The sequence below is a fragment of the Lacrimispora algidixylanolytica genome (genome assembly GCF_003609635.1).
Taxonomy (GTDB): Bacteria; Bacillota; Clostridia; order Lachnospirales; family Lachnospiraceae; genus Lacrimispora; species Lacrimispora algidixylanolytica.
In genome coordinates this window covers 84,345-97,538 of the sequence record NZ_MCIA01000009.1, presented here as the reverse complement: position 1 = coordinate 97,538, position 13,194 = coordinate 84,345, and the positions used below count along the sequence as shown (strand labels likewise).

At 41.0% G+C, this 13,194-nt stretch carries 9 protein-coding genes; 8 read left to right on the top strand and 1 reads right to left on the bottom strand.

Annotated features, from left to right (window positions below; genetic code table 11):
* Window positions 1–2 precede the first annotated feature (2 nt).
* The 5 genes from BET01_RS07775 (at window position 3) to BET01_RS07755 (ending at window position 5,669) form a co-directional block, all read left to right on the top strand.
* Window positions 3–947: an ABC transporter permease gene (locus tag BET01_RS07775; RefSeq protein WP_120196238.1), complete on the top strand. Its 945-nt coding sequence runs from the start codon at window positions 3–5 to the stop codon at window positions 945–947.
* On the top strand, window positions 937–1,998 hold the full coding sequence (locus BET01_RS07770) for an ABC transporter permease (protein ID WP_120196237.1): 1,062 nt from the start codon (window positions 937–939) through the stop codon (window positions 1,996–1,998). Before BET01_RS07775 ends, BET01_RS07770 begins: the two co-directional genes overlap by 11 nt.
* 10 nt (window positions 1,999–2,008) lie before the next feature.
* The gene (locus tag BET01_RS07765; RefSeq protein WP_207667585.1) at window positions 2,009–3,073 is read left to right on the top strand and encodes an ABC transporter ATP-binding protein; all 1,065 of its coding nucleotides are present in this window, start codon (window positions 2,009–2,011) and stop codon (window positions 3,071–3,073) included.
* A gap of 5 nt (window positions 3,074–3,078) precedes the next feature.
* Complete coding sequence (locus tag BET01_RS07760) at window positions 3,079–4,014, top strand: ABC transporter ATP-binding protein (RefSeq protein ID WP_120196235.1); 936 nt, start codon at window positions 3,079–3,081, stop codon at window positions 4,012–4,014.
* Window positions 4,015–4,205: 191 nt separating this feature from the next.
* Window positions 4,206–5,669: a cellulase family glycosylhydrolase gene (locus BET01_RS07755; RefSeq protein WP_120196234.1), complete on the top strand. Its 1,464-nt coding sequence runs from the start codon at window positions 4,206–4,208 to the stop codon at window positions 5,667–5,669.
* Window positions 5,670–5,762: 93 nt separating this feature from the next.
* Here BET01_RS07755 and BET01_RS07750 read toward each other — a convergent pair whose 3' ends face one another.
* The gene (locus tag BET01_RS07750) at window positions 5,763–7,442 is read right to left on the bottom strand and encodes a methyl-accepting chemotaxis protein (protein WP_158585005.1); all 1,680 of its coding nucleotides are present in this window, start codon (window positions 7,440–7,442) and stop codon (window positions 5,763–5,765) included.
* Between the two features lie 373 nt (window positions 7,443–7,815).
* Here BET01_RS07750 and BET01_RS07745 point away from each other — a divergent pair, with 373 nt between their 5' ends.
* Genes BET01_RS07745 through BET01_RS07735 form a run of 3 tightly spaced genes read left to right on the top strand, consistent with a single transcriptional unit; the run spans window position 7,816 to window position 13,086 of the window.
* On the top strand, window positions 7,816–8,913 hold the full coding sequence (locus tag BET01_RS07745) for a bifunctional glycosyltransferase family 2/GtrA family protein (RefSeq protein WP_158585004.1): 1,098 nt from the start codon (window positions 7,816–7,818) through the stop codon (window positions 8,911–8,913).
* Entirely contained in the window at window positions 8,903–11,182 is a 2,280-nt protein-coding gene (locus tag BET01_RS07740; RefSeq protein WP_120196231.1) for a glycosyltransferase family 2 protein, read from the top strand. Before BET01_RS07745 ends, BET01_RS07740 begins: the two co-directional genes overlap by 11 nt.
* Window positions 11,179–13,086, top strand: a complete 1,908-nt coding sequence (locus BET01_RS07735) for a hypothetical protein (protein ID WP_120196230.1) — start codon at window positions 11,179–11,181, stop codon at window positions 13,084–13,086. The genes BET01_RS07740 and BET01_RS07735 overlap by 4 nt, the downstream gene beginning before the upstream one ends.
* The last annotated feature ends 108 nt before the right edge of the window (window positions 13,087–13,194 follow it).

The following is a 13,194-nucleotide window of genomic DNA, read 5'->3' as shown; positions in this document are numbered from 1 at the left end:
CCTTGAAACGATACGTTGCAAAGCGGCTCTGTATTTCTTTAGCAACCTTATTGGCAATTCTTTTTATCCTGTTTTTGATGCTGGAACTGATGCCAGGATCCCCCTTTAACGATGAAAAGCTGACCCAGTCTCAGGTAGCTCTTTTAAATGACAAATACGGCCTTGATCAGCCAGTTTATTACCGATTCATTCAATATGTAAAACATATGGTTACAGGTGATTTTGGAGTATCCTATACCATATCAAAAAACACCTCAATCACCACACTTTTAGCATCCAGACTTCCGGTGTCCATTCGCATCGGAGGTCAGGCGGTGCTTCTTGGTACGGTGATAGGGCTGTTTCTAGGGCTTCTAGCGGCTCTAAAGCATAACACCATATTTGATACCTTAACCACGGTTGTATCCGTGCTGGGGGTAAGTCTGCCGTCCTACGTGTTCGCACTGGCCCTTTCTTACTCTTTGGGATACCGAGTCCACTGGTTCCCTCTTTTATATCAGCAAGAAGCTGCAATGAAGTCCTCTGTCCTTCCTACCATCTCCCTGGCCATGTTTACGGTGGCTACGGTGGCCCGTTTTACAAGGACAGAGATGCTTGAGGTCTTAGGTTCTGATTATATGCTACTGGCAGAAAGTAAGGGACTCCCTGAGTGGAGGTTGATATTGGTTCACGGTCTTAAAAATGCCCTGATTCCTATTATTACGGTTCTAGCGCCTTTGGTGGTAAGTTTGATGACCGGATCTTTGGTGGTGGAAAAGATATTCTCCATACCAGGAATCGGAAGCCTTTTGGTAACTGCCATACAGTCAAATGATTATAACGTCATTGTGACCCTGGCCTTTATTTACAGTGCTATGTACATTGGAATTATGCTTTTTGTAGATATCTTATATGGAATCATCGATCCTAGGATCAGGTTGGCAAAGGAGGGTAATTATGAGCACTAATCGGGAAAACGTTCCATCCTTTGAATTTCAACCAGATGATTTTCTCCTGGCTAAAAACCGTGACTTAGGCGTGGATCAGGTATATCCAGCCCGCTCTTATTGGAGCGATGTGATATCTGCATTTATAAAAAACAAAGGGGCCGTAATTGCATTGGTAGCGATTATACTTATTATCACCTTTGCTATAATAGGCCCCTATATGAATGGCTATACGTATAACGGGCAGATCATTGCCAATCAAAACCTTGCACCAAGAATCCCAGTGCTGGAAACATGGGGCGTGTTTGATGGGACGGAGCACATGTCCACCTCTACGGGCATGACCGTAGTCAACAAATACGTAAATCCAAATAAAACCACAGGTCTTGAATCTACATATTACTGGTTTGGTACAGACGTTCTTGGGCGGGATTTATTTACCCGTACCTTTATGGGAACTAGAATATCCTTATACATTGCCTTGGTCGCAGTTATCGTGGATCTTTGCTTTGGTATGAGCTATGGACTGATTAGCGGATATTACGGCGGTGCAGTGGATAACGTGATGCAGCGATTTGCTGAAATCTTAAATGGAATCCCAACCCTAGTTATTGTGACCTTGCTTATGCTGGTTTTAAAGCCGGGGCTTGGCACCATCACTTTGGCTCTTGCCATTACGGGGTGGATTGGAATGAACCGGATTGCCAGAGCACAGGTATTAAAATTAAAAGAACAGGAATTTGTACTTGCTTCAAAAACCCTTGGGGCAGGAGATTTCTACGTCATATTTAAAGAGATCCTTCCAAACATCTTTGGACAGCTCATTATCATGTCCATGTTTTCCATTCCCAATGCTATTTTTACGGAAGCGTTTCTGGCATTTATCGGACTTGGGGTTCCGGCACCTCTGGCCTCCTTGGGGTCATTGATTAGCGACGCCTTTAAATCATTTACCACCCATCCGTATATGATCATCTCCCCGGTCCTGGTGCTGGGCGCCATTATGTTAAGCTTTAATATGCTAGCAGACGGACTTCGGGATGCATTTGATCCTAAAATGAAGGAGATATAGGAGGAGTATCATGAACAAAGAAAAAATATTGTCCATTCGGGATCTCTCCATCTCCTTTATGACCACGGCTGGTGAAGCCAATGCCATACGGGGAGTAAAGCTTGATCTTTATAAAGGAGAGACCCTGGCTATTGTAGGAGAATCCGGGTCAGGAAAGTCAGTTACAGTCAAAGCCATCATGGGAATCTTAAGTGGGAATGGATCGGTTAAGGAAGGCACCATTGATTTTACTTATGAAAGAAATGGAGAAACAGTCCATCAGGATTTGTTAAAGCTTACAAAAAAGGAGATGCGCAGGCGTATCAATGGAAAGCGGATTGCCATGGTATTTCAAGATCCTATGACCTCCTTAAATCCCACCATGACCATTGGAAAACAGATTATGGAGGGAATGCGCTGCCATTATAAAACGCCAAAAAAAGAGGCGTATGAAAAGGCAGTCAGCCTGTTATCTTTAGTAGGAATCACAGAACCGGAGAAGCGAATGAAATGTTACCCCCACCAGCTATCCGGGGGGATGCGCCAGAGAGTGGTGATTGCCATAGCCCTATCTTGCGATCCTGAGGTGTTAATTTGTGATGAGCCAACCACAGCATTAGATGTTACCATTCAGGCTAAGATTTTGGAGCTGATTAAGGAAATACAAGATAGAACAGGAATCTCCGTCATCTATATCACCCATGACCTTGGAGTGGTAGCAAAGGTGGCGGATTATGTGGCTGTCATGTATGCTGGAAAGATCGTGGAAAAGGGGCTCGCAGAAGAGGTTTTCTATGATCCAAGACACCCTTATACTTGGGGCCTTCTATCTGCTATGCCAGATTTAAATACCTCTGATGAGGCGCTCTACACCATACCCGGAAGTCCTTATAATCTTATGGGGAAAGGCAAAGGAGATGCCTTTGCAGACAGGAATGCATTTGCTTTAAACATTGATTACCGTATGGAACCACCTATGTTTCAGGTGACCGATACTCATTATGCAGCTACCTGGCTGCTTCATGAGAATGCACCAGAAGTAGGGATGCCAGATGCTTTAAAAAACAGGATTTCAAGAATGAGAAAGGAGGCTTAAATAAGATGGAAGATGAGAAAAAGCCCCTTTTGGAAGTAACGGAATTAAAGCAGTATTTCAAAGTGAGTAGAAAGTATGAAGTAAAGGCAGTCGACGGAGTGTCTTTTCGGATATATCCTGGTGAGACCTATGGTTTGGTGGGGGAATCAGGAAGCGGTAAATCCACCATCGGACGTTCTCTGATCAGGCTTTATAAACCAACCTCAGGGGAAGTGAAATTTCAGGGAGTAACCATCTCCGGTAGCCTTAACAGAGAAGAGACAAAGCACCTTCGGACGAAGATGCAGATGATTTTTCAGGATCCTATGGCCTGTTTAAATCCCAGAAAAAAGGTTTTGGATATTGTAGCCCAGGGGCTGGATATTCATGGCATGTATAAAACCAAGGAGGAACGGGAGGAAAAGGTATATAACATTCTTCGTATGGTAGGCTTATCAAAAGAACATGCCTCCCGGTATCCCCATCAGTTTTCCGGCGGTCAAAGGCAGAGAATCGGTATTGCAAGAGCTTTGATTATGGACCCAGATTTGATTATTGCTGATGAGGCAATCAGCGCTCTTGACGTATCCATTCAGGCACAGGTTGTAAACTTAATGAAAGAGATTCAGGCACAGACTGGGTCTGCCATTTTATTTATTGCTCATGATTTATCCATGGTAAAGTATATTTCTGACCGGATCGGAGTTCTTCATCTGGGGCACTTGGTGGAAACCGGGACCACGGAAGAGATATTTGGTAATCCCATTCACCCTTATACAAAATCTCTGTTATCTGCCATTCCTCAGCCAGACCCCAACGGGGAAAAAAAGAGAGTGGCGCTTTCTTATGACTGTAAGGAGATGGGAATTGATTATAATGCGGCCACCAGCCACTTCATTGGGGGACAGCATTATGTACTGGGAACAAAGGAAGAGATTGAAAAATGGAATAAAAAAGTATAAATAATAGTACGGATTATTACATATTGATGTATAACCGGACTCAAAACAAATACTCCTTTTGAAATGAAATTCATGAGAAGGGAGGCGGTAAGGGATAGAACATCGAAATCATATCATGGAAAGGGGAGATCCGGGAATAAGAAAATCAACTGGTAATAAAAAGTTGATTTTAATGAAGGGAAGTAATAAAAATGGTTAATTGTGAACCTGATTCAGTGAATGCTTCAGAATTGTCTGCTAAAAAAAGTGATTTTACTAAAATGAGAGGTCTATCAGCATCTCAGCTGGTTGCCGATATGGGACCAGGGTGGAATCTTGGAAATGCGCTCGAATCTGAGAATAACGAAACTGCTTGGGGAAATCCAGTTACGACAAAGGAAATGATCAATACAATTGCTGCAAGGGGATTTAAAACCTTGCGTGTTCCCGTAAGATGGGATGACAGTTACTCTGATCCATCGACTTATACCATTAAAACCGAATTCATGAACAGAGTGGAAGAAGTCGTCAATTATGGACTTCAAAATGGAATGTACGTTATTATCAATGTCCACCATAATGATTTGCAGTCCATGGTTTCCACAGACACATCCGTCCAGAAACGAGTGAAAGACGAGCTGACAGCCATATGGAAGCAGGTTGGAAATCGTTTTAAAAGCTACGGAGATATGCTGATTCTTGAAACAATCAATGAACCAAGATTTGAAGAAGATTGGAATGGAACTACGGCATTATATAATTGTGTCAATGAATACAATGAAGTCAGCCGTGCGGCTATCCGTAGTACAGGAGGAAACAACACCTCCAGACTGATTATGATGCCCACGTATGCGGCTTCTTCTGACAGCCCTAAGATTTCCACATGGAAAAAACTTTCTGAAGATGATATGATTGCAGTTTCCGTCCACGCGTATCTGCCCTTTGATTTTGCTTTTGATGCCAAAGGACATTCCAATTGGACAGAATCAGATTATTACGATTTAAACGCCGTTTTCCTCCGGTTGAATTCAACGTTCGTCAAAAAAGGTCTGCCAGTCGTAATGGGAGAATTTGGCGCAACCGGTAAGGAGAATGTAGCTGACCGTGAAAAGTTTGCAAAAGCATATGCGAAGTTTGCAAAGAAATATCACATGTCCTGTATCTGGTGGGATAACAACCTATTTGGTAAAGGTGCTGAGATGTTTGGTATTTTTAACCGTAGTTCTTTATCCTTTGTCTACGGCGGAATTGCTGATGCTATTATAAATGTATACAAAAATAACCAAGATGACGATGATGACGACGATAACGCGCCTCTTTTTAAGGGTTCCTCATCTGCATCCAATTGGGGGCAGGCAGTTACCGCCCCAACCTCAAGATACGGGGGAAGGCTTGATCCTAGCACTGTAAAACAGGGTGGATATTTCTATGTGGAATATAGTGGGACCAAAGATCAGGTTGAACTTATTTTTCAGAGCTTATCCGGCGGAAATAACTGGTGTAAAGTTACAATGAGTGAATCAGGAAGTATCAATGGACATTATTTTGCTAAATTTTCTTATGACAATTGTGTGAAAGCGTTTGGCAATAATTTTGGTGAGCTACTTGATATCATTCATGTAGGAGCTACAGACAAACCAATTACCGTTTACCTGCTAAGTTATAATCAAAAATAAATAGATTCTATATTAATGCAATGAAAAAAGGTCCCTCAAAGATATACACCTATTTCGGTGTATCCCTTTGGGGGACCATTATAATGCTCTGGGTTATCTCTTTAACTGAAACCTTTGCATCAGAACTTTTAGCATATGTGCCTGGTTTGACATCTCCTGACTGGCAGCAGCGCTTTCTTCTGAAGTGGCGGAATTGGTCTGTACCACACTTGAAATCTGATCGATTCCTACCGTTACCTGAGCAACGGCGTTTGCCTGCTCCTCAGAAGCGCTGGAGATCCGATATACCAGTTCCGCCACAGAATGAGAGGACTTAACGATGCGGTCCATGGATTGTGCGGTCTCTCTGGCAATGTGATTTCCTGTCTCAATGGAGCTTAAAGCACGCTCGATCAGGACTGCTGTGTTCTTTGATGCTTCCTGGCTCTTATTTGCTAGATTTCTAACTTCATCGGCTACTACTGCAAAGCCTTTTCCTGCGTCTCCAGCTCTGGCTGCCTCTACTGCAGCGTTTAAGGCAAGAATATTGGTCTGGAAAGCAATGTCTTCAATGGTTTTAATGACTTTACTGATTTCTGAAGATGCTTCGCTGATGTTATCCATAGCACCAGTTAAGTCCTCCATTCTGGCTTTTCCAGATTCCAGTTCTGTAGAGGTGTTGTTCACCTGAAGATCAGTTTCCTTGGCATTCTCAGCGTTAAGGGAGATATTGTTACTAATATCGTTAATGGTAGCAGCCAGCTCCTGAATAGCAGAAGCCTGTTCCGTAGCACCCTGGCTTAGGGCTTGTGCGCTGCTAGCCACCTGATCTGCGCCAGAAGCCACCTGATCAGATGCCTGTGCGATTCTTCCCATAACATCATTTAAGGAATCTGTGAGATCTTGAATGGAGATCTGAACAGGCCGAAATTCACCTTTGAATTCTTCTGAATCATGAGGAATGTTAAAATCGCCTTGTGCCATACGTCCCGTAGTGGCAGATATGTAATCCATATAGTAGGAGATTCTAGACATCATAGTTCTCATACTATCCGCCAGATTACCAAGCTCATCTTCTGATTGGTAATTTAGGCTGCATTTTAATTCGCCTTGTGCCATAAGGTCCGCAACCTCTTTCAGCTCATCAAGTGGCTTTGTGATGCCTTTTGTGATGCGAAGAGCGATGAGGATGGATGCTACAATGGAGGCAAGAACGATAACGATCATAATTACCATGAAGATAACCGCTTGTCTGGCTAATTTTGCGGACATGGCTTCTCCGTCCGTGGATTTGTTGGTAAGTATGGTGTTAATGTCAGTTCCGATCTCAGCCGCAAGAGGGGCTGCATTGCTCCGAAAGAACTTCAAGGATTCGGTTTGGGATTTATCTTTCAGAGCGATGGTCTGTTCTCTTAATCCCTCATAGGCATTCAACTTTTCCGTAAGATCCTGATAAAGTTTTTTCTCAGAGTCGGTCTTCATATAAGTGCCGACCTTACCTAGCTTTTCATGAATCACATCAATTTGACTTTTTAAAGTATCTTTCTGTTTCCCGGCATCTGCCTCACTATCCGCAAGAATAATGTAGAGAACAGTGGCTCGATGTGCCTGAAATGCCTGTCCTAGACTTCCAATATCTCCCTGAGAAAAACCATAATCTCTAAGCTCTCTGGTGTACTCTTTGTCCGTAGTGCGGATAAGCTGGATTCCAATAACTCCTGCGATACCGGAAAACAATACTACGATTAAAAATGCGATTAACAATCTGTTTTTTACTTTTAACTTATTTAACATTAGTTCTCCTCTCTGTTTTATGAGACTTCCATAAAACACTCTTCTCATGCGAATTCTTAAGCCTCTGATCTATGTATTACACGTTGATTCAGTGTAAGCTGCATGCCTAGTTTATTGATTTATTATAGGTTTATTTAGATTAATAGTCAATGATTATACTGTACTACAATTGTTAAGTATTCTAATAAATATAGGCTTATTTATACAACTTACTTGTATACCAAAATATGGTAATTTTTAACTTTATTATTTACCTCAACTAGTGCGTTACATCCATCCACTGATTCCATAGGTGTTATCGTTGACTTTAATCTTTTATATGGATATGATAAGAATAAATTCAAATAAAAAAATGATAGGGTGGGATTCAATTATGGAGATTTTGAAAAAAAGCAGAATCATTCTTATACCCGCCTATGAACCGGATTACAGGCTGATATCATACGTGAAAGAGTTACATGGGCATGGGCTTAATGAAATTGTAATCGTGAACGACGGGTCAGGACCAGCCTTTGAAAAGATCTTTCACACATTAGAAGAGATGGGGTGCGTCATTCTCGTCCATCAATTGAATCGGGGAAAAGGCATGGCACTTAAGACCGGATATCATTACATTCATGATGCCTATCCGGATTACGCCTGTATTATCACTGCGGACTCTGACGGCCAACATGCAGCAGAAGACGTGTATAAGATGGCAAAGGAAGCCGTGAATCATCCAGACGGCTTGATTTTAGGAGAACGTGATTTTAAAACATCAGGAATTCCTGCCAAGTCCCTTATGGGAAACCGTTTGACCTCTGCAATTTTTGCATTGTTTTTTGGTCGTTATCTTCCTGATACACAGACAGGATTAAGGGCATTTGGGCCGAGACTTACTGGGCTTATGTGGGAAATACTGGGGGAGCGGTTTGAATATGAAACACGGGTCTTGATCTTTTGCATTCGATCAAAGATCCCTTTAATTGAGGTTCCAATCCAGACTATATATGAAAACGAGAACAAAGGAACTCATTTTCACCCCATAAAGGATAGCTTTAAGATCATATCAGTCATAACGTCGGATTTTATGAAATTCATATCCACCAGTATTCTCTGCGCCGCCGTTGATATGGGGTTAGCCTGGGTTATGTTTGATTTGTTGCGTGGGATTTTTACGGGAGCTGACTTTATAAGGATTATGACTGCCACCGCAGCCGCTAGGTTTGTTTCCATTGGCGTCAATTATTCTTTGAATAAAAATTTGGTATTTGGAAATGAGCATACTGGAGAGAATTCTCTATACCGGTATCTGGCTTTGTGCGCGATCAATATGATTTTATCTGCAATTAGTGTTTACCTCCTCCACACCCTTCTTAATATGGATGAAAAAATTGCTAAGGTTATATGTGATGTGATCCTGTTTCTCTTTAATTATCAACTACAATCTCGCTGGGTATTTGCGATTAGAGGATTAAAACATGAGCCGTGAAGAGAAAAAAAGAAATATAATGTTTTTGATAACCATAATTCTCATGACCCTATATCTGGGCTGGCGTGTGCTTTTTACACTACCAATTCATGAAGGACTTTTGAATCTTATATTTGGAGTCCTACTAGTATCTGCCGAAATCATTACGGTATTTACCACGTTTGAGCTGTTTTATCAGAAGATGAGGCTTAATCAGTTTCAGTTAGTATTGCCTCAGGTCCCAGAAGAATATTACCCAGATGTGGATGTATTTATTGCAACGCATAATGAGCCAGTCGATATTCTATATAAAACAGTCAATGCCTGTACCTTTATGGTATATCCAGATAAAAGCAAGGTCCATATCTATCTATGTGACGATGGTGACAGAGAAGAGGTCAAAACTCTGGCCGATGAATTTGGAATCGGATATCTGGGATTGTCTGGAAATAAAGAAGCAAAGTCTGGAAATTACAACAATGCATTAAAAAATACTTCTTCCCCTTTGATTGCGACTTTTGATGCTGATATGATTCCCCAGCGTATGTTTCTTATGAAAACAGTTCCTTATTTTCTATTATCAAAGTTTAAAAATGAGGATGGCGCTTGGAGGTTAAGAAGAGAAGAGGAAATGGAATCAGCCATAAAGCTTGGTTTGGTTCAGACCCCTCAAAGCTTTTATAACCCTGATCTCTTTCAGTTTAATTTATATTCAGAAGAGAACATTCCAAACGAACAGGATTTCTTTTCCAAAGAAGTAAATATTTTGAGAAACTCTTCCAACGCGGTGGCATATACCGGAAGCAATACCGTGATTTTAAGAAAGGGTATGGAGGAAATAGGCGGATTCCCTTTAAAGACCATTACAGAAGATCTTGAAACCAGCATACGGTTGCAAAAGGCAGGTTATATTACGTATGCAACGGATGAGATTTTAGCGGCAGGGCTTACAACGACTACCGTAAAAAGTATGTTAAAGCAAAGAGTGCGCTGGGCCAGAGGTGTGATCCAGAGCCTTCAAAACACCCATGCCATCTGTACGAAGAAGCTTCCGTTTAAAGCGAGAATCACTTATTTAAACAGCTTTTTATATTGGTGGTCTTTTTTTAACCGTTTTATCTTTATTATATCACCAGTTCTCTTTGCCCTTTTTGACTTCCAAATAGTCAATGCAAGCTTTTGGAATGTGGTGTTTATCTGGCTTCCTGCTTATTTCTTTTATAGCCTTTCCATGCGGTTTTTATCGGGAAACATCAGAAATCAAAGATGGAGCCAGGTCATAGATACCATCTTTATGCCGTATTTGATTCGACCTGTTATCCTTGAGACTCTTCATATTCATGAAAGGACCTTTAAGGTAACAAGTAAGAAGAAGGAAGGCGATGGTACCGGATATAATCTGATTCTTTATGCACTCCCTCATGTAATTTTGCTGGCCTTTTCCCTAGCAGCTATGATACGATTTGTTCATGGGAAATATGGTACTGCCTTGTTTTACAGCAGTGTAATTATTTTCTGGATTGCATATAATATGGTTGCACTCTGTTATGCGATTCTATTTATGTCAGGTAGAAAGGCGTATCGGTTCAGTGAAAGAATTGGAGCAGAAGAAGAGATTACCATCGAATATAATGATACCAGTTATAAAGGAAGAACCATAGACGTATCCGATAGTGGTCTGGCGTTTTCTTCTACGGAACCGATCTATCTTCCTGAGGATCATACCATATATTTTACCATTGTAACGCCTTATTATAAGGCGAGACTAAAAGGCAACATCGTCTATGTGAAAGAACAAAAAGGTGGCTGGCGGTATTCTGCAGAAGCCAGTCCCATAGATGAGGAGAACAAACGTCAGTATATGCAAGTCATATATGACAGAAACCATACCTTGCCAAAACAAATGGACTTATGGATTACTGCTTATGATGATCTTTTAAGAAATATAAAAAAGCGTACGAGCCGTGCGGTTTCTGACAAAAGAACGCTGCCAAGGATACCCCTTAATAAGCAGATTTCCTTTCATAATGGTGGTGCCTGCAGGTTGACAAGTTTTAATTACAAATATTTTTCCGCAGCGGATTTTGTGACCGGAGAAAGCAAAGATGATCGGTTTCTTTATAAAACAGTAAGTGGTATCATGCTGGTTTTAATGAGAACCGGCAAGTATGTAAAAGATTCATCGGAGGAGCTGTTGACGGTGTTAAACATCAATGAGCTTCTGAAAAAAGGTCAAGTCAGTCAGGTCCTTTACGATCTTACGAAGGCAGAGGGGAATAAAAATAAATGATAAGTGTTTTGGTCCATGCTGTCATGGGGATTTTGCTTTTGTGTTCCATGATTGGCTATTTTATGTTCGCGGGGAAGAAACTTAAACTGTTACCGGAATTCGTTCCTGTATTTGTGTTTTCTTCCATCGCCTGTGTCACTTATATCGGTGGTATTTTTAATCTTTTGTTTCCTGGTGCAATTTTAATTTTTGCAGTGGGTCTGATTTTCTTTGCTTCTTATATGAGTAAAACATGCCTAAAAAAGGAGTGTATTCATATCAAAATCACTCTTTTCCAGGGACTGTTTCTAGTGGGCAGTTTGTTCTTCCTCTATCTTTTAGGCATTAGCAAACTGACTCACTATGATAACTTTTCCCACTGGGCCGTGGCATTAAAGGTGATGCTTAGCACCAATGCGTTTCCCACTGCAACTTCTGTCCTGATTGATTTTAAGAACTACCCACTGGGCACAACTTCTTTTCTCTACTACATCTGCCGGTTTGCAGGTCATTCTCAGGCTATGATGCTCATCGCCCAGGGACTTTTGATATTTGCTTGCTTTTATGCCATCTTCGGTATTATAACGGAAAAAAAGCGTTTTCTCCTATATGGATTTTTAGGGGCAGGTTGCTCGGTTCTCTCTATTTTTAACCTTACAATTCGTATCAATAATCTACTGGTGGATTTCATTCTTCCCATTTACACACTGGTTTTATTTGTCATTGCATATCGATATAAGGATTCCATCAAAAAAGCATGTATTTGTACTATACCTGTTGCTGGATTATTGATGATTGTGAAAAGTACAGGAACTATTTTCGCAGGAATTGGTCTGATATACCTAGTCTATCAGTGGTTAAAGAACAAAGAAAAGCCCTTGTTAAAAACAGGTATTATGCTTCTTTCTTCCATTTTGGCATCCTTTCTACCGTATGTACTTTGGAAACTTCATATGGCATGGGGATTTCAGGGGGTGGAAAATAAGTTTAATGTATCTGCGGATAAGCTTAACAACATTTCAGGAGGTAAAAGTCCGGAAGATATAAATAACATCATAAGCTTGTTTGTTCAATCCACTTTTGATCTAAAAACCAGACCGGCTATGGGAGTTCTTGTTTTCCATGTAGCCGTTATTATGTCGGTGGTATTTGCTTATACTGTACTAAAAAAGAAATGGAATCTGTGGAAAGCCTTAATCGCCCTTGATCTGGTTCTTATTAGTTATTATCTAGGAATCCTGGCTCTTTATGTATTCTCTATGCCTCTTGATGAAGCCATCAGGCTTGCGGGATTTGATCGATATGCGGCCAGTATCGTAATACTCTTTGCTGGGGGAATCATTCTTTGCGCCACGGTTGATATTGAGCGGACCTTTTATTATCGAATGAATGAGGTTCCAGATTACCGTGCCTTCAAAACAGTGGAGAGTAAAAACCGTTATCAAAAGGGTGTAATAGGAGTGATCGGCGTAGCGTTGGCGCTTTTAATGTCAGAATATAATGGCATGGCAACGATTCAGAAAACGTATGAAACCACCTTGCCCTATAAGGTTAAAGAAGTAACTGGTGACCGGTGGTATCAAGAGGGCCAGGTTGATCATAGCAAATATTTATTTTATGCCTCAGACCGTGACAGTCAGGTTACGAATTACTTCATGCAATACCTTGGGAAATATATGCTCTATACTCCGAATGTAGATGGTATTTGTGCCTTCTATGAGGACAACATGTCCAACCTATTAAGCGGGTACGATTATCTTGTTATGGTAGAAAGCGATGCATCAGCCAAAAAATTGCTTAAAAAATATTACGGAGTATCGGGGAGTGAGGGAATTTATAAAATCAGCGCTTCTGGTGGAGAAGGAGCTGAGAAAAAGGTTCAACTTGTTCCCGAGAATCAAAAAGAGGGGGCTTATACAAAATAAGTTATCATTGCAATTTACCTCTTTACGGAATATGACTTTTTACTAACTTCCTAGATTAACATGAAAATACGCCATGATACGGATTCTTATCACCCGTATCATGACGTA